Below are 17,662 nucleotides of genomic sequence, written 5' to 3' on the forward strand. Positions count from 1 at the left end.
AAGAGTGCTTGTTCCGTGCTGCCTGTTATCAAGCCGTGCTAGCGTGGGTCACCAACGTCAGCACTTATGCCGATTTATTCTATCTTTGTCTGCCTGCAGCATGAGTGGGCGCCCACCCGAGCGTCTGTGGCAATGTTGTGCATTTTTGCAAGATCCTCTCGTAAATGACTTCCGATCAGATTCCTTACATCGGGCGCTTTGCGCCATCGCCGAGTGGCGCGCTGCATTTCGGTTCACTGGTGGCCGCGTTGGGGTCGTTCCTCGAAGCACGCACACGGGCAGGCCGTTGGTTGCTACGCATGGAGGACATTGACGCACCCCGCACCGTGCCGGGGGCAGCAGAGAAGATTCTCGCCCAGCTGGAGGCTTTCGGTTTCGCTTGGGACGGGCCGGTGGTCGTGCAGAGTCAGCGCCTCGAGCGCTATCGCGAAGTGCTGGATTACTTGGTTGCGCGCGGCCAGGTGTTCCCGTGCAGTTGCTCGCGCAAGGAAATGGCAGATTCCGATCTGGCACGAGATGGTTCGCGGCGTTATCCCGGTACTTGTCGTCACGGCCTGCTGCCGGGACGTGCGCCTCGCGCCTGGCGTTTCCTCACGTCGATTGGCGAGCTAGGTTGGCTGGATGCCGTGCAAGGCGCGCAGTCTGAAGATGTGGCGCGCGATGTGGGGGATTTCGTGCTGTTGCGTGCGGATGGGCAGTTTGCCTACCAACTTGCCGTGGTGGTGGATGATGCTGAGCAGGGCGTGACCCACATCGTGCGTGGCGCCGATCTGCTCGACTCGACAGGCAGGCAGATCGCCTTGCAGCGAGCACTTGGCTACGCAACGCCGCAGTATGCGCACCTGCCGGTCGCGACCAATGCACAAGGCGAGAAGCTGTCCAAGCAGACGCTCGCGCAAGCGCTGGATGTCGCGCAGCCCGTACTGCCCTTGTGGCAGGCCCTGGGCTTTCTCGGGCAGGCTCCGCCCGATGAGCTGAAGGGCGGGGCACTGAGCGATCTGTGGGCTTGGGCGCATGCCAATTGGTCTTTGGCGCGTGTGCCGCGCCAGCGTGCCGCGATCGCCAGCGGCGTCGAAGCCTGAGCCTTCTGGCCGGGGCTATTCCTCGTGGCGGACGAGCTTGCCGGTGAGCAACCTGACCAGCGCAAAAGCCAGCCAGCTCAACACTCGCAGTCGCCATGGCCGCTGGCGCCAATGATCGGCCGACAGGACAATGCCTCCGTCATTCGATTCGTCGAGCAGGCTATTGCGCAGCGTGGTGGTGAAATCCCGATTGCGTACGATCACGTTTGCTTCGCGCGCGAGCATCAAGCTGAATGGATCTATATTGCTTGAGCCGACTGTTGCCCAATCGTCGTCGATGACTGCGACCTTGGCATGCAGGAAACTCTTGCGGTACTCGACAATGCGGATGCCCGCAGCCAGCAGCTGGGGATAGATTGCCACGCAAGCATGATGCAGCAGCCAGTACTCGATGCGGCCCTGCAGTAGCAGCGTCACGCCTACCCCGCGGCTGCGCGCGTCGAGCAGTGCGGTCCGGAACCTGCGTCCGGGCAGGAAGTAGGCGTTGGCGATCATGATTTCGTTGCGCGCCCGGGCGATGGCATTCAGGTAAGCATCTTCAATGTCCCTGCGGTGGCGGAAGTTGTCCCGCAGCACGAATGCTGCGCGGATGTTTCCCGCTGCAGGAATATTCGCTGTCGGTACGGCGGACGCCTTGGGTAGTCGTTGGCGCCGATGAAAACTGGCCCACGACAGGATGCGCCACATTTCTTCCTGTGCGGCCTGGATCGGGCCGACCAGGGGGCCTTCGACACGTACTGCGTAGTCGAAGCGTGGCGAGCTTTGCTCTGTGCTGTCAGCATCGTCGATGATGTTGATGCCGCCCACGAAGGCCGTGAGCTTGTCGACCACCGTGAGCTTGCGGTGCAGACGCCGCAGGCGGCGACGTTGTAGCGCGAGCAAGCCCAGCTCCTTCCGGAATATCTGGACGTGGACGCCTGCCTGCTCCAGTTCGGCCTGAAGGCATGACATGAAGCTGCGCGAACCGAAACCATCCACAACGACGCGCACGTTCACGCCGCGCAGGGCCGCCGCGCAGAGCGCCTTGCTGATGCGGCGGCCGGTCTGGTCCGGTTCGAAGATGTAGGTCTCGAGATGGACTGAGCTTTGCGCTGAATCGATGGCCGTTTGCAGCGCCGGAAAGAATTCCGTGCCATTGCGCAACAAGGTGATTGCGTTACCGGAGAGCAGACGGCTCATGCCTGCGTGCCCCTACGTCCGTTCAAGCGCGAGCTCGGCCGTCAGCGCCGCATGATCCGAGATGCGTGACCAGGGCGTTCCTGCGTGTACGGCCACATCGACGACGCGGAAGCCCCTGACGTAGATGCGATCGAGCCGCAGCACGGGCAGCTTGCTCGGAAAGCTGCGAGCAGGGCGGCCGGTGTGGTGCGTGAAGGCTTCGACCAGTCCGAGCTGTTCTCCAAGGCCCGTTTCAGCACGATTGCGCCAGTCGTTGAGGTCGCCGGCGATGATCAGACCGGCATCACGTGGAATGTACTTCTCGACCAGCTTTACCAGGCTGGCGATCTGGCTCAGGCGCTGCCGCTCGGTGAGGGACAGGTGTATGCATATGGCGTGGATGGGCTGCGGAGCATCGGGCAGGAGCAATTCACAGTGCAGGAGACCACGGCATTCCAGACGGTGCAGCGTGACGTCGTGATTGGTTGCGTTCAGGATGGGCAGACGCGACAGGATGGCATTGCCATGGTGACCGTGCTCGTAGGCGGCGTTGCCACCATAGGCGGCCGTCCAGCGGCTTTGCGCCAGGAACTCGTGCTGCGGTTCGCGAGGCCAGTCAGCCAGTCGACTGGCGTGTCCCATATGCAGCCCCTGCACTTCCTGCAGGAACGTGATGTCCGGATCGAGGTGCCGCAGGCGGTCGCGCAGCTCGTGGATCACCATGCGGCGATTGAACTGGGAGAAGCCCTTGTGGATGTTGTAGGTGCAGATACGCAAGGTTTGCATGAACGTGATTGTGCGACTCGATCAAGCGGCATGGGACAGCCGACAGAATAGCCGGAAGTGGGCTGAGCAATGCATCTGCGCGAAGGGAATGCGTGCAAACAAAAAGCCCCCGGCTCTTGCGAGGGCGGGGGCTTTTCTTGCGGATGGCTCGTCCGCTTACTTCAATCCATGCACCAGTTGTGGCAGCCACAGCGACAAGGCCGGAATGTAGGTGATGAACAGCATCACGACGACCAGAGCGCCGTAGAACGGCAGAATGGTTTTCATGACTTGCCCCACCGAGATCTCGCCGATCGCGCAACCGACAAACTGCGTCGTGCCCACGGGCGGTGTGTTCAGACCGAGTGCGCAGTTGAGCATCATGACGATGGCAAACTGGATCGGATCCATGCCGTATTGGGCAGCAATCGGCATGAATATCGGTGTGCACACCAGGATCGTCGGCGCCATGTCGAGGAAGGTTCCAAGCACGAACAAGGCGATATTGATCAGCAGGAAGATCACCCAGGGCGAGCTCGAGACCTGGGACATCCACTCGCCAGCCAGCTCGGGCACCGAGTAGATTGCCATGAAGTAGCCGAACATTGCCGAGATGCCGATCAGGGTCAGCACCATGCCAGTGGTCTTCACGGCCTTGGCGCAGGCGGCGATGAACTGCCCCCAGCTCAGCGAGCGGTAAACGAATGCCGACAGGATCAGCGCCCAGAGCACGGCGATGGAGGCCGATTCGGTTGCGGTACATACCCCGCCGACGATCAGCGCCAGAATGATCACCACCACGAACAGGCCTGGCAGTGCACCACCAAAGGTGACGAGCACTTCCTTCCAGCCTTGCCATTCACCTTTCGGGTAGCCGCGCTTCACGGCTACCCAGTAGGCGGCCAGGAGGTTGGCTGCGGTCAGCAGGATCGCAGGGATGATGCCAGCGAGGATCAGATCGAACACCGATACCTTGCCGCCCGAGGCGAGCGAGAAGATGATCATGTTCAGGCTGGTGGGCATCAGCACGCCAACCAGTGCCGCGTGCGTCGTGACGTTGACGGCGTAGTCGGCATCGTAGCCTTCGCGCTTCATCACGGGGATCAGCACGGCGCCCATGGCTGAGACGTCAGCCACGGCCGAACCGGAAATCCCGCCGAACAGGGTACAAGCCACCACATTGCTCATGCCCAGACCGCCACGCACGTGGCCGACGAGGGCCTTGGCGAATCTGACGATGCGATCGGCAATGCCGCTGTAGAGCATCAGCTCACCGGCAAAGATGAAGAACGGAATTGCGAGGAAGGACAGCACGTGCATGCCGCTGTCTCCCACCATCTTCTGGAACAGCGTGTCGATGGGCCAGCCTTCATACAACAGCGTGACGACAGACCCGAGGCCGATCGCGAATACGACCGGGACACCCAGGATCAGGAAGATGAAGAAAGAAATGCTGAGGATGGTCAGTGCCATGCTGGTTCAACCTCCGTACCTTTGAGGGTGGCAATGATGTGTTCGATCGAGAAAAGCACCATCAATGCGCCACACAGTGCGAGCGGAACGTAGCGGGTGCCATCGGGCAAGCCCAGTGCTTCAATCGGGATATTCCACTGTGCGATGGCCAGCTTCGTACCGAAGTAAGCCATGATGCCGCCGAACGTGATCAGCAGCGCGTGAATGAGGAGTTCGATGCGTTCGCGGACCCTTGCCGGAAGGATGACCAGAAACGAATCCAGGCCAATGTGGCCCGCATCGCGCACGCCCACTGCAGTACCGAGCAGGGCGACGTAGAGAATGACAAGCAGGGCGGTCTGTTCAGCCCAAGTCGGGGTGTTGTTCAATACATAGCGGCCGAAAACCTGCGCCAGCACGCAATAGATGACCACGATCAATCCGGCCACTGCTATCTGCAGGCTGAGTTTCGACAGCATTGCGCAGAGGCGTGTGTACATCTGCGGACCCTCCTGTGAAGTGTTAAAAACCGGCCGCCAGAACGGCGGCCGGGTTGCTACGGTTGAAGCTTCAGTACGCGATTACTTCTTGGCTGGCAGGGTGTCAGGTGTGTCCTGAATGGCCTTCACCAGCTTCTTCATGTTGTCGGTGCCAGCAAACTTCGCGTAAACCGGGCCCATCGCATCCTGGAAGGACTTCTTGTCGATGTCTTTCACGACGGTCACGCCACCTGCCAGCAGCTTCTGCATGGACTTGTTTTCACGTTCAGCCCAGGCGCGACGGTTCAGCGGGATCGAGTCGCGGAAAGCCTGCTTGATGATGGCTTGGTCGCCAGCGGAGATGGTGTCCCACTTCTTCTTCGAGAACATAATGACTTCTGGCGCCATCGAGTGTTCCGTCATCGAGTAGAACTTCACGGCTTCGAAGTGCTTGCCGTTCTCGTACGAAGGAATGTTGTTTTCGGCCGCATCGATCAGACCGGTCTTGAGTGCTGTGTACACTTCGCCCATAGGCATCGGTGTCGGGTTTGCGCCCATTGCCGAAGCAACGGCCAGCCACAGGTCGGATTGCTGAACGCGGATCTTGATGCCCTTGGCGTCGGCCAGGTTGCGCACAGGCTTCTTGGCGTAGATCGAACGTGCGCCGCTGTCGTAGTAACCCATACCGACATAGCCCATCGGTTCGCAGGTCTTCAGGATTTCTTCACCGATCTTGCTGTCGAGCACGGTGTGCAGATGGTCAACCGAGCGGAACAGGAAGGGCAGTGCAGGCACGGCCGTTTCAGGACAGATGTTGTTCATCGGCGAGATGTTCACGCGCACGACGTCGAGCGAACCGGTCTTCACTTGCTCCAGTGTTTCTTTCTCGGAACCAAGGGAGCCGTTGGAGAACACCTTCAGGGTGATACGGTTGTTGGTACGCTGAGCCAACAGTTCGCCTGCATTCTTGAGTGCGCGCACGGTCGGGTAGTCATCATCCCAGATGTCGGAGGCGCGAAGAGCGATCTTCGGCGCATCGGCCGCGTGAACCGCATTCAGGCAGCCAATGGCCAGCAGAGTCGCTACAGCCAGTTTTGAAGCACGCATCATTTGTGTATCTCCTATCACGTGACAGATTCAATCGATAAATCGATAACTCACTGGTTCCCGACGTGCCGGGAACCGCCTCTTGGTCCTGATCGAAGTTCAGGTTACTTGTTTCGCACGGCACCGGTCTGGCCGGCTATCGCCGTGCGAAGATACCATGCAATGCCGGTAATTATTTTGTGCTGCGGCTCTATATGTTTTGCTGCACTGCACATGATTTAAAAGTCGCAAATTCAGCCTGCAAAAGGCTCCTCGATGATGCCCTGCGCGCCCGGCGTAATGCACAGGACATTGCCTGCAAGGGGGTCGAGTTCGGCTGCAATGTTGCTGCGTTTGAGTGATGTGATGAACATGCTCTTCATGTCCGGCCCCCCGAAGGAACACATGGTGGGGTGACGCACCGGCAAGCGGATCACCTGGTCAAGCGCCCCCTGCGGCGTGAAGCGCATGATGCATCCGTCATCCATGCCGGCCACCCAGTAGCAGCCATCAGTGTCGATCGCCGCGCCATCGGGGCGCGCTGCGTAACCAGCGAGGTCGACAAACACGCGTTTCGTGCCGAGCACACCGTCGTCGATGTCGAAATCGACGGCCCAGACCTTGCGCACCGACGCATGCGAGTCCGCAATGTAGAGCGTGCGGTTGTCAGGGCTGAAAGCCATGCCATTGGGGGTCATGAATCCATCCAGCAAGGCTTCGCTCAAACCCGCTGTGGTGTAGCGGAACAGGCCACCTACGGCGCGCTTGTCGCTGCTGGTCATGAAGGTCGTGACCCAGAGCCGGCCGTGGCGATCGCAGCGACCGTCGTTGAAGCGCATGCCGGCTGCGGGGTGTTCGATGCTGGCGTGTTTGACTACCGTGGCTTGCGCACTCTGTAGCGCAGCGGAATAGATACCGGTCTCACATGCTGCGAGCACCCCTCCGCTGCGTTGTCGGACGATGCAGCCGATTTGCTCGGGTAGTTGCCATGAGGCGCTGCCGTTATCTGCTGGTGACCAGCGATGGATGCGCCCTGCGGGAATGTCCACCCAGAAAAAGGCGGCGTCTACCGGCGACCAATATGGGCTCTCTCCACAACTGCTGGAGAACGGTAGTGAGACGACCGCTTCGGGGCCGACCGTGATTTCGCTGCGCGGGTTCATTGCTGCCTGTGTTCCCTGACGGTGCTGCCCATGGCCTGAGTGGTGTGGGCCATCAAACTTACTCTGATTGCGGCCCTTCGAATAGCCTGCGCCGCGCATTGCCCAGGTGCAGACGCATGGCTTCAGCCGCTTCTACGGAGGAGCCTTTGTCGATCGCGTTCACGATCTCGCGGTGTTCCGCCTGCACAACTTCACGGCGTACCTTGCTGCGTTCGAGTGACAGACTGCGTGAGAGTTGCATGGCAACGCGCATCTGGTCGCCGACCATTTCCAGCGCGGTGACGAAAAAGATGTTTTGCGAGGCGCGTACGATAGCCAGGTGAAACTGGAGGTCTTCGTCGACGCCCAGCGTGCCTTGTTCGCGGACACGATCGAGATGCTCCAGCGCGCGGGCAATCTCGTCGAGATCTCGTGGGGTGCGCAGTTCGGCAGCTAGGCCCGCAGCGGCGGATTCGAGCGCAATGCGGTAGGCAAAGCAGCGCTGGACGTCGGCCAGGCTTTCGATGGGAGCAAAGCGTTTGATGTTGCGATCCGGCCGACGCAGTACGAAGCTGCCGGAGCCGCGACGAGAGGCAATCAGGCCGTCGAGACGTAAACGCGAGAGCGCTTCGCGCACGGTTGGCCGCGACACGCCGAAGCGTTGCGCCAGTTCGGTCTCGGTCGGCAGACGGCCGCTCTCCGGGAACTCCCCGTTCGACATTGCATCCATGATGCTGGCATAGACGGTATCAACCCGGTTGACACCTCTTGTCCCGACTTCCACGCGTGGCGAAGTGATGATCTCCGATGCGTCTGCTTCGATTTTCGCTGCGGTGTTATCTGCCATCGCTCCCGTTCCGGACTGGTTGTTGTCTTACAGCATGTCGAGTTGTAAAGCGGGATGTATGTCTGGCGGGCATTCTAATCCATTGCGTGCGGGGGCTGTACAGTACTTGGATTGAGGAAAATCACGCTCTCAAACGTCGGCTGATTCCGTTTGACAATGTTTGACAAAGCAGTTGTCGCTCACCACTATCGGCTGTCCACAATCCGGGTCGTCCCGGTTTTCATTTTCCCCCGCTCGGAGTCCGCACGCATGTCGAAGAAGCCTGAAGAATTGCGCAGTCATCGCTGGTACGGCGCGCACAATCTGCGTGCCTTTGGCCATCGCTCACGCACCGCGCAAATGGGCTTTGATCGCAGTGACTATGCGGGTAAGCCCGTGATCGGCATTCTCAATACCTGGAGCGAGATCAATCCTTGCCACACGCATTTCAAGCAGCGTGTCGAGGAGGTCAAGCGCGGCATCTGGCAGGCAGGAGGCTTTCCGATCGAGTTGCCGGCGATCTCTTTGTCAGAGCCTTTTCAGAAACCATCGACCATGATGTACCGCAATTTCCTGGCGATGGAGGCGGAGGAATTGCTGCGCTCCCATCCCGTGGATGGGGCCGTGCTCATGGGTGGCTGCGACAAGACGACGCCCGCGCTGGTGATGGGGGCCACCAGCATGGGGTTGCCGTTCATTTTCATGCCGGCGGGGCCGATGTTGCGCGGGAACTGGCGTGGTGAGGTGCTGGGCTCGGGGTCGGACACCTGGAAGTACTGGGATGCCTTGCGTGCCGGCAAGATCAGCGAGGCCGACTGGCAGGAGATAGAAGAAGGCATTGCACGCTCGCCGGGGCATTGCATGACCATGGGCACGGCATCGACGATGACCAGTGCTGCCGAAGCGCTCGGTCTGACCCTGCCGGGCGCGAGCTCGATCCCGGCGGCTGATTCGGCACACCCGCGCATGGCGACTCAGACCGGCAAGCGCATCGTCGACATGGTGTGGGAGGACTTGCGGCCGGACCAGATACTGACGCCTGCCGCTTTTGATAATGCCATTGTCACGGTCCTGGCCTTGGGAGGTTCGACCAATGCCGTCATTCACCTCATCGCCATGGCGCGTCGTGCAGGCGTGCCGCTGACGCTGGATCGTTTCGATGTGCTGGCACGCCGCACGCCGCTACTAGCGGACTTGCGCCCGGCGGGGCGCTTCCTGATGGAAGATTTCTACTATGCCGGGGGCCTGCGCGCCTTGCTGGCACGTATCCCGCATCTGCTGTCGCTGGATTGCCTCACCGTGAACGCGCGGAGCCTTGGCGAGAACCTCGCGGGTGCCGAGTCCTTCAACGAGGAGGTCATTCGACCTGTGGGCAAGCCCTTGCTGGCGTGTGATGGCATTGCCGTCCTGCGCGGCAACCTGGCGCCGGACGGCGCTGTCATCAAGCCCGGGGCTGCGCAGGCGGCCTTGTTGCGGCATACGGGGCCAGCTGTCGTGTTCGACAGCCGTGCCGACCTTGCAGCGCGCATCGATGACCCGGACTTGCCTGTGACTGCCGAATCCGTGCTGGTCTTGCGCAATGCGGGTCCGCTGGGGGCTCCGGGTATGCCCGAATGGGGGCAGCTGCCAATACCGAAGAAACTGTTGGAGCAGGGTGTCCGCGACATGGTGCGGGTTTCCGACTCGCGCATGAGCGGCACAAGTTACGGCGCATGCATATTGCATGTCGCGCCGGAGTCGTTCGTGGGTGGCCCGTTGGCCCTGGTGCGGGATGGAGATCTGATCGAACTGGATGTCTCTGCACGCAGCCTCAATGTACTGATCGACGATGCCGAGATGGCGCGGCGACGTGCTGCTTGGCAGCGCCCTGCGCCTCACCATGGGCGGGGCTACGGGCGCTTGTTCGAGACGCACGTCACACAAGCCAACGATGGATGCGATTTCGACTTTCTCGAAGCGGGTGCGCCCACTGTGGAGCCCGACATTTACTGATGTGGCATGTCGTTTTCTGTAAATTTTGTGGAGTATTCCGCTTGCTTGACGGGCTTTCTACAAAAATTTGCATATGGCATTTGCGCTGACTGCGCAAAGTGGCTATACCGGAGGATAACTATTATCCCCGGGTCCCATCATCATGAGCGAAGCACAGTCTGGCGTTGCAGCAGTAGATCGTGCGTTATTGATTCTCTCGGCTTTTCGCGAAGAAGATACGGCGCTTAGCCTGGCTCTTCTGGCGCGACGCACCGGGCTTTACAAGAGCACCATCCTGCGGCTTCTGCAATCCTTGTTACGCGCGGGTTATGTTGTTCGCTTGCCGGACGGCAACTACGTCATTGGCCCGGAGCCGGGCAGATTGGCGAAAGTGCGTCAGGCCAGCGCTGCGCCCGAGAGTGCTACCGTCGCCTGACGGCTCAGCAATCGTGGCTGACGTCGGGGTCTGCCTGTACCGGCGGCTCACTCGGCTTGTAAGTGCCTAGCGTTTCCGGTTTGCGATAGTCGCGCATGAAGATGTTGCCGCCCTGCCAGGGCGGTGCGACGTCATTGGGGCGCAGGCTCGCGAGCTCCTCGCGATAGCTGTCGGCACTGTCTCGTGGTTTGTAGCCTATGCGCTCTGCATCGTCTCCGCGCCACCATGACTGCTGGTTGTTGGAAACGCCATACACGACGGCACAGCCAACGCTTGGCGCCAGGGCGGCGCAACGTACGAGCTCAACCAGGTCTCCGTAGCTGAGCCAGGCGTGAAGGCAGCGGGCGCTCTTGGGTCTGGCAATGCAGGTGCCGATGCGCAGGCTGACGGTTTCAAGCCCGTGGCGGTCGTGGTAGAAGCGCGCCAGCAACTCGCCATAGCCCTTGCTGACGGCATACAGCCCGTCGGGCCGCATGGGCTGACTCGCATCGATGACCTCATCCGCGCGGTAGCCACCCGTCACGTGATTCGAGCTGGCGAGAATGACGCGCTTGACCCCGCTGTTCAGTGCGTTGTCGTACAGATTGAACTGGCCAATGATGTTGCCTTGCAGGATGGGTTCGAAAGCCTGCTCCTGGGAAGCCCCGCCAAAATGCACGATCAGGTCTGCGCCGGCCACGAGCTGGGCGACGCCGCCATGATCTGCCAGGTCGCAAACGACGAACTCTTCCCCTGCTTGCAGCGGCGAGCCCAGTTCACTGATGTCGGAGAGCACCAGCGTCGCGCTCAGCGCGCGCAAGGGCTCGCGCAGCACGCTACCTAGCTTGCCGGCGGCACCTGTGAGCACAACGCGTTGAAAGGGCTTGTCGGTCATCGAGACGCTGATCGGGTGATTCGTTCAGGGTCCGCAATAATGCCATGCATGAGGGCATGCTGGTCTCTTGTGGTTAACCGAATAACCGGGCAAGAGCTGCGCTTAGCCGAGTAGCGCCATGTCTTCATCAGACAGCGTCCGCCACTCGCCCGTCACACGGCCTTCCAAGGGGCGGAAACGCTGCTTGTAGTTCATCTTGACGGAGTCGCGGATCCAGTAGCCCAAGTACAGGTAGGGCCGATCCATCATCCGGCAGGCTTCGATTTGCCACAGGATGCTGTAAGTGCCGAAACTGGCATGCGGCAGATCTGGATCGAAGAAGGTGTAAACGCTGGACAGGCCGTCGGTAAGGCAGTCGATGACCGATACCATGCGCAATGCGCCGTCAGGATCGCGAAACTCGACCATGCGCGTGTCCACCTGGCTTTGCAGCAGGAAGTGCGTGTATTGCTCGCGACTGTCCTGGTCCATGCCTCCGCCGGCGTGGCGAGACTGCTGGTAGCGCTGGTAGAGGTCGTAGTGCTCATCGCGAAAAGTCATCGCATGTTCGCGGGGAACGAGCTGATAGTGGCGTTTCCAGGCACGACGCTGGCTGCGGTCGGCATTGAAATCGGCGACGCGGATACGCACAGGGACGCAGGCCTGGCAGGCGTCGCAATACGGGCGATACGTGAAAACCCCACTCCGGCGGAAACCACTCTGCACAAGCTCGCTGTAGAGCGCCGTATCGATCATGTGGCTCGGTGTGGCTACCTGCGAACGCGCGGTGCGCTCTGGCAGGTACGAGCATGCGTAAGGCGCCGTCGCATAGAACTGCAGGAAGGAATAGGGGAGATCCTTCAGCAGGGACATTGCCCGAGCCTCTTCGTTGTCGTGTTCATGCTTGCGAGCGCCAATCGAATCTCATGCATTCCTTAGCCCAGCTGCCGGGCCTCACGTTTTCTTGCGTCCAGACTTTCAGGCCGGCCTGGAACTCTTCGCGGGGCCATTCGCGCCCACCCAGCGAGCGCAGATGATCTGTACTCATCTGGCAATCTATCACGGCGAAATTCAGTCGCTCAAGCAGTCTTACCAGATGGGCGAACGCGACTTTTGACGCATCTGTCGCGCGATGGAACATGGACTCCCCGTAGAAAACCCGGCCGATGGCGACTCCGTAAAGACCTCCGACCAATTCGTCTTCGCGCCATGCCTCGATGCTGTGCGCCCAGCCCATCTCATGAATACGGCAATAAGCGTCCTGGATTTGAGGGCTGATCCAGGTTCCTCCGCCCGGCTCGCGTGGTGCCGCACATGCCGCCATCACCTGCGCAAAGGCCGTGTCACAGCGCACCTCGAAATGTTCATTGCGCAGGGTTTTGAGCAGCGAGCGGGTCAAGCGCAGCTCATGGGGGAAGACCACCATGCGGGGGTCTGGGCTCCACCACAGGATAGGTTCGCCGGCCGAGAACCAGGGGAAGATGCCGTACTCGTAGGCCGTCAGCAACCACTCCGGCGATAGCTCGCCTCCTGCGGCCAGCAGCCCGTTGGGCTCGGTCAGGGCACGGCGCACAGGCGGGAAGCCCGGTTGTGAACGAGGGTCAAGCCAGGGAATCATGGGAAATGAAAAAGGGGCGACACCGCGAAGTGTCGCCCCTCTTGTGGGGTCAATACAATCGGCGCATGCCGTTCAAGGAGCGGGCTTGAATCCCGCGAAGACCACTTTGTCGTCAACTGCGTAAAACTGGCAGTCGTTCTTTGTGGCCTTCTGGCATTTGCCCATCGCACTGGAGTAGGGCGTGAAGACGATTGCCGACGAGAAATAGCAGCCGCCGCTGGCGCTTACAACGAAAGCGCGGGGCGAGTCGTGGCGAAGAAATTCTTCGTACGTCGCTTCACACTTCTCGTTGAGTTTTTCGACTTTCAGTGGAGAGTCTTCCAGCTTGGCAAACGTGCTTGGTGGTGGCGGGGCGATATCTTGCGTGATTTCTTTCTTGTCTGCCGGGACATATCGATCAAGCGTGGTAATGATTCCCGCGTCAAGCGCATCGCGGTTGTCGCTCATGGGGACGCAGTTCAGAAAGTCCTGCTTCTCTCCCCAGCATTCGATGGCGGAGCCTTTCGACGTCTTGGCTGAAGGGTGGAAGAATTTCAGATGTTCTACCCGCGCCACAATGCTTGAGCGCAGTGCGGGCGCATGACGAGGCCATAATTCCGTGCGGCCGAGTTTTGTGTGCTCACGCCACCAGTCGGTCAAGTCTGACCAAGGGCGACGAGCATCCTCGCCAGTTGGCGGGAAATTCCCGGTGGATATCGGCAGGCTCACATACATGGTTTCCGGGCGCGCGATACCGCTGAACATGCGTTCTTTGCCGGCAAGGAACATTGCAGGACAGACGAACCCTTCGCACCAGCCTTGCAATACCGTCGTGACCTTGGCGTTTTCAACGATCTCCGCGAGATCGCGCGACAAGGCCCAGGCGGCTCCGGTGGGCTCGGCGACGATGACTGTCGTGATATCCGGGCTGAGCGATTCCTTCAGCTTTGTCAGGTCGGAGGCGTCGGCTTTGCCGGAGAGCTTTAGTACACCATTGTTCTTGTAATAGTTCATGGCGTCGCTCGAGATGCTGACGCAGAGCGCAGCGATGCCGATGATGACTCTGAAAGTCAGTTGCCGGTGTGACATGGATATCCCCTTGAATTGTTGTTTGCTTGCGTGCAGCGCAAATCGGATGCGTGGCTCTGGCCGACTTCGGCCAGGCTGCCGCAGCGTATTGTCGCTTCATCGTGCGCGCAGCAAACGCCACTGCCCAGAAGGGCTGGCTATGGTGCTACCCCGCAGAACGATACTCGAATTCAATGGATAAAAAGCCCGTAGGCATATGCGCAGACGAGCGTGAAGAGCTGCCGCCGCCCCTGCGTTCAGGGGCGGCGGCATGGCTCACGCATGCGCAGAGAGGTAATGAGCGGCTCAGGGTTTCCAGTCGCCCAACAGCTTGGGAATGGCGTAATCCGCTGCTTGCGCGTCGCTGAGCTGGCGGCGCTTGGCGCCAGTCTTCGCGCCCGGGCCGCTGCTCTTGTATTCGAAGAAGCGTGAATCCTCGGGCTGGAACCACACGCGGTCCGGGCCGCTCTTCTGTGTGCCTGCCATGGCGGCCCAGCCGTCGGAGGTGATGTGGTCCTCCATGAAACATTCGATGAAGACGCTGCTGCCGATGGCATTGGGATCGGCGTAACGGCCATCCGGCATGGTGGTGGTGGGGTGCCAGGGGCGTCCCAACGGACTGGACTCGGCTGGGACGTCGCCGTTTTCCTTGATCAGCTTGCAACGCACGAAGACGAGCCCATAAGGATTGCTGATCTGGGTGCTGGGTGCGGTGACGTAGCCGACTGGATTGACGCCGGGCTTGGTGCGCGGGCGGGTGACGATTTCGCATTCTTCGAAAACGCTCTGGCCGGCGCCGAAGATGAAGTCGACGTTGCCGCTGACGTAGCACTTCCGGAACAGGCTGCGACCCGCGTCGACGAAGAGGGTGTCCTGGTGGCCAGTGATTTTCACATTGGCGAAGAAGCTGCGGTCGGCTCCCTTGGCGGTCATCACGGCAACCGCTTGACCGGCGTTGGTGTAGGTCGGGTCTTTCGGGTCTTTCTTGTCATTGGCCGGGTAGTCGAAACCGTTCTCGATGGTTATGTCGAGAGCCGCGAAGTCCGTAGCGCGCACGATCAGCGTGGCACAGCCATTGGTGCCCCAGGCGCCACCGCCACCCGGTTTGTTTAGGCCCGAGTAGGCATCGAAAGTCAGGATGGTCTTGTCGCGACTTTCGCCGATGAAGCGGATGTTCGGTTTTGTGATCTCCAGCTTCTCGTAATAGCGGCCATTGCGGATGGCGATGCGCCATGGCGTCGGTGAGTTGTCCGGGGCCGCGTCGAGGGCCTGTTGCACCGTCTTGAACTGGGCAACGCCGTCCACGATCGCGCCGGCCTTGCCGCTGTATCCGGCATCTACCAGCGCACTCTTGGCCGCACTCTGGAATGCCGTGCTGGCGCAGCCTTCAAGCATGATTGTCAGAGGAAAGGCGAGGCTTGCGCCAAGGTAAAGACGGCGATGGGGATTCATGGATTCTCCTTTGGGAATGCTTGTCTGTGAGTTTGTCTCTTGTAATCTGCATTGATGCTGCTTTCTGTGCTGCGTGTTGCTAGTCCGCTGCGGGCGGGGTGTTCGTATCGTCAATGGCAGGGGTTTCCTCCGCAGGCTTTGGCTCCGGCACATGTGCGGAGAACCATTCGCTGGCGGCTTTCGCCGCAAAGTCCAGCGTGCCTGGCTCAATGAGGTCGGCACTGGCGCCCGGGATTTCCTGCCATCCCTTCACCTGCGAGCCCATCAGGGCGTAGGCCTGCTGGTTGGGGCCGAGCAGTTCAGGTTCACTGCCGGGTACCAGCACGAGCGTCGGGATGCTCAGGCGACGCAGGGGTTCGCCGCCGGCCAGATCGGCCCGGCCGCCGCGAATCGTCATGGCGCTGATACGTTCGGGCTCGCGTGCAATGTGCCTCACGCCGGCTGCGGCAACAGTACCGATGGCGAGCAGGCCGACGGGCAGGCCCGTTAGCTGGGGCTGCTGGTCGATCCATGTGAGGAGCGCCTGCAGGCGTCGCGTGAGCAAGGAGACGTCATAGCGTACGTCCGGGTCACGCGACTCTTCATACGGGGTCAGCATGCTCACCACAAGGGTGCCGAAACCGGCCTCTCGCAAGCGTCGGGCGGCATGATTCTCGCGCGATTCGCTCAGCTGGCTGATATAGGGCGCGGCCTGGATGATGAGACCCCGCACATCGGGTGCGTGCGAAAGCAGGGCATCGAGCCAGACGCGTTCGGCCTGGATGCGGATGTCGGCATGGCGAAGGGCGAATTTCATCGGTTCGGTAGGCGGGTGGTCAGGTCAAGCGGTCCAGGGCGGCACGAGCAGGCATCCAGCCTGACGGGTACAAGAACCGCAGTGGGCGAAGCATAGCCCAACTGCGGGAGGCACCGAGGCGCGGAAACGCGGCGTAAAATCCCGCCATGTCAGCTCTATCACACTCGGCTTCTTCCATTTCCCGCGCTCCCCGTCATATCGCCATCGTGCCAGCCGCCGGTAGTGGTAGTCGCATGGGGGCGGAGCGCCCCAAGCAATACATTGATCTCAATCAACGGCCGCTGCTCTGGCATGCACTGGAGACGCTGACGCGTGTGCAGCGTATCGAAGCGGTGTGCGTAGTGCTTGCGCCCGATGATGAGTGGTGGCCCAGTTTTGACTGGAGTGCGCTGGGTGACGCCCTGAGGCCGATGTTCGTGGGCGGCGCAACGCGTGCCCACAGCGTGAGCAATGCGCTGGCACACATGCAATCGACCATGCAGGTGGATGACGGGGATTGGGTGCTGGTGCACGATGCGGCGCGAGCCTGTCTGAGCGTCGCGCAGGTCGATGGGCTGATTGACGCTGTGCAGGATGATCCCGTCGGTGGCCTGCTGGCTGTGCCGGTCGCCGATACGCTCAAGCGCGTGCACGCGGGGGATGGCACTCTGGTCGGGGCGACCGTGCCGCGCGATGGCTTGTGGCAGGCGCAGACGCCGCAGATGTTTCGCTATGGTCTGCTGCGCCGCGCCCTTGCGCATCACGATCAGGTGACGGACGAAGCGGGTGCCGTCGAAGCATTGGGTTTGCGTCCTCGTCTGGTCGCCGCCGACGTCACCAATTTCAAGGTCACCTATCCGCAGGACCTGGCGCTGGCAGCGCAGATCCTGCAATCGAGAAAATGACGCTCCGCGCTTCGTGGAGTCGTTCCAGCAAACGTATTGAGCACTCTGTGTGCCGTTATGAGGTTGTGTAGATGAATCAGGTTCCTTTTCGCATCGGTCAGGGTTTTGACGTGCATGCCTTGGTCGAAGGCCGCAAGCTGATCCTTGGCGGCGTCGATATTCCCTTCCATAAAGGGCTGCTCGGCCATTCTGACGCCGATGCCCTGCTGCACGCCATTACTGACGCCATTCTCGGCGCCGCTGGCTTGGGGGACATCGGCCGACACTTTCCTGACACCGACGCTGCATTCAAGGGGGCAGATAGTCGTGTGCTGTTGCGGGAGGCGATGAGTCGCGTGCGCGACGCTGGCTGGGAGGTAGTTAATGTCGATGCCACCATCATTGCCCAGGCACCGAAAATTTCACCCCATGCGCCCGCCATGGTGGCCAATATCGCCGCCGACCTCGGTGTCGCGGCGACCTGCGTGAACATCAAGGGCAAGACCAGCGAGCAACTCGGTTTTACGGGCCGTCAGGAAGGTATCGCGACACAGGCGGTGGCTTTGCTTGCGCGCTCCGCAGGTTGAAACTTGGTCGGGTGCGTGAAAAAGGGCGTCCCGCGGGACGCCCTTTTTC

18 protein-coding genes are annotated in these 17,662 nt (G+C 60.8%); 5 read left to right on the forward strand and 13 right to left on the reverse strand.

All coding sequences use genetic code 11. The annotated features are described in order from the left end of the window. The first annotated feature begins 164 nt into the window (after positions 1-164). Positions 165-1,082, forward strand: coding sequence for a tRNA glutamyl-Q(34) synthetase GluQRS (gene gluQRS / locus VVD49_RS08950; RefSeq protein WP_327598795.1), 918 nt, complete (start codon positions 165-167; stop codon positions 1,080-1,082). A 15-nt stretch (positions 1,083-1,097) separates the two neighbouring features. Here the strand turns inward: gluQRS and clsB are convergent, their stop codons facing one another. From clsB to VVD49_RS08985, 7 genes are all read right to left on the reverse strand, one after another. Then, positions 1,098-2,261 carry a cardiolipin synthase ClsB gene (clsB, locus tag VVD49_RS08955; protein WP_327598796.1) on the reverse strand — a complete coding sequence of 388 codons (1,164 nt, stop codon included), beginning with the start codon at positions 2,259-2,261 and terminating at the stop codon, positions 1,098-1,100. Positions 2,262-2,273: 12 nt separating this feature from the next. Continuing rightward, positions 2,274-3,026 (reverse strand): endonuclease/exonuclease/phosphatase family protein, encoded by a 753-nt coding sequence (locus VVD49_RS08960; protein ID WP_327598797.1) that lies wholly within the window; start codon positions 3,024-3,026, stop codon positions 2,274-2,276. Positions 3,027-3,182: 156 nt separating this feature from the next. Then, positions 3,183-4,478, reverse strand: a complete 1,296-nt coding sequence (locus VVD49_RS08965; RefSeq protein ID WP_327598798.1) for a TRAP transporter large permease — start codon at positions 4,476-4,478, stop codon at positions 3,183-3,185. After that, complete coding sequence (locus VVD49_RS08970; protein ID WP_327598799.1) at positions 4,469-4,957, reverse strand: TRAP transporter small permease; 489 nt, start codon at positions 4,955-4,957, stop codon at positions 4,469-4,471. The genes VVD49_RS08965 and VVD49_RS08970 overlap by 10 nt, the downstream gene beginning before the upstream one ends. 81 nt (positions 4,958-5,038) lie before the next feature. Then, on the reverse strand, positions 5,039-6,046 hold the full coding sequence (locus tag VVD49_RS08975) for a TRAP transporter substrate-binding protein (RefSeq protein ID WP_327598800.1): 1,008 nt from the start codon (positions 6,044-6,046) through the stop codon (positions 5,039-5,041). 230 nt (positions 6,047-6,276) lie between these two features. Then, complete coding sequence (locus VVD49_RS08980) at positions 6,277-7,185, reverse strand: SMP-30/gluconolactonase/LRE family protein (RefSeq protein WP_327598801.1); 909 nt, start codon at positions 7,183-7,185, stop codon at positions 6,277-6,279. Between the two features lie 58 nt (positions 7,186-7,243). Continuing rightward, positions 7,244-8,011, reverse strand: a complete 768-nt coding sequence (locus VVD49_RS08985) for a FadR/GntR family transcriptional regulator (protein ID WP_327598802.1) — start codon at positions 8,009-8,011, stop codon at positions 7,244-7,246. Positions 8,012-8,260: 249 nt separating this feature from the next. On the opposite strand from VVD49_RS08985, the gene araD reads away from it, so the two are divergent. Then, positions 8,261-9,982 carry an L-arabinonate dehydratase gene (gene araD, locus VVD49_RS08990; protein ID WP_327598803.1) on the forward strand — a complete coding sequence of 574 codons (1,722 nt, stop codon included), beginning with the start codon at positions 8,261-8,263 and terminating at the stop codon, positions 9,980-9,982. A gap of 142 nt (positions 9,983-10,124) precedes the next feature. Next, positions 10,125-10,397, forward strand: coding sequence for a helix-turn-helix domain-containing protein (locus VVD49_RS08995; protein ID WP_327598804.1), 273 nt, complete (start codon positions 10,125-10,127; stop codon positions 10,395-10,397). A 4-nt stretch (positions 10,398-10,401) separates the two neighbouring features. Here VVD49_RS08995 and VVD49_RS09000 read toward each other — a convergent pair whose 3' ends face one another. The 6 genes from VVD49_RS09000 to VVD49_RS09025 form a co-directional block, all read right to left on the reverse strand. Next, positions 10,402-11,271, reverse strand: coding sequence for an NAD-dependent epimerase/dehydratase family protein (locus tag VVD49_RS09000; protein ID WP_327598805.1), 870 nt, complete (start codon positions 11,269-11,271; stop codon positions 10,402-10,404). A gap of 102 nt (positions 11,272-11,373) precedes the next feature. Continuing rightward, the gene (locus VVD49_RS09005) at positions 11,374-12,117 is read right to left on the reverse strand and encodes an arginyltransferase (RefSeq protein WP_327598960.1); all 744 of its coding nucleotides are present in this window, start codon (positions 12,115-12,117) and stop codon (positions 11,374-11,376) included. Positions 12,118-12,148: 31 nt separating this feature from the next. Continuing rightward, positions 12,149-12,868, reverse strand: a complete 720-nt coding sequence (aat, locus tag VVD49_RS09010) for a leucyl/phenylalanyl-tRNA--protein transferase (RefSeq protein WP_327598806.1) — start codon at positions 12,866-12,868, stop codon at positions 12,149-12,151. Between the two features lie 72 nt (positions 12,869-12,940). After that, on the reverse strand, positions 12,941-13,936 hold the full coding sequence (locus VVD49_RS09015) for a hypothetical protein (RefSeq protein WP_327598807.1): 996 nt from the start codon (positions 13,934-13,936) through the stop codon (positions 12,941-12,943). A 285-nt stretch (positions 13,937-14,221) separates the two neighbouring features. After that, a complete protein-coding gene (locus VVD49_RS09020) occupies positions 14,222-15,367 on the reverse strand; it encodes a pectinesterase family protein (RefSeq protein ID WP_327598808.1) in 1,146 nt (381 codons plus the stop codon). A 79-nt stretch (positions 15,368-15,446) separates the two neighbouring features. Then, positions 15,447-16,163 (reverse strand): dienelactone hydrolase family protein, encoded by a 717-nt coding sequence (locus VVD49_RS09025; RefSeq protein ID WP_327598809.1) that lies wholly within the window; start codon positions 16,161-16,163, stop codon positions 15,447-15,449. 146 nt (positions 16,164-16,309) lie between these two features. On the opposite strand from VVD49_RS09025, the gene ispD reads away from it, so the two are divergent. Both ispD and ispF read left to right on the forward strand, forming a co-directional pair. After that, positions 16,310-17,047 carry a 2-C-methyl-D-erythritol 4-phosphate cytidylyltransferase gene (gene ispD, locus VVD49_RS09030; protein WP_327598810.1) on the forward strand — a complete coding sequence of 246 codons (738 nt, stop codon included), beginning with the start codon at positions 16,310-16,312 and terminating at the stop codon, positions 17,045-17,047. A gap of 71 nt (positions 17,048-17,118) precedes the next feature. Then, a complete protein-coding gene (gene ispF, locus VVD49_RS09035) occupies positions 17,119-17,613 on the forward strand; it encodes a 2-C-methyl-D-erythritol 2,4-cyclodiphosphate synthase (protein ID WP_327598811.1) in 495 nt (164 codons plus the stop codon). The last annotated feature ends 49 nt before the right edge of the window (positions 17,614-17,662 follow it).

It is taken from the genome of Uliginosibacterium silvisoli, from assembly GCF_036017035.1.
Taxonomy (GTDB): Bacteria; Pseudomonadota; Gammaproteobacteria; order Burkholderiales; family Rhodocyclaceae; genus Viridibacterium; species Viridibacterium silvisoli.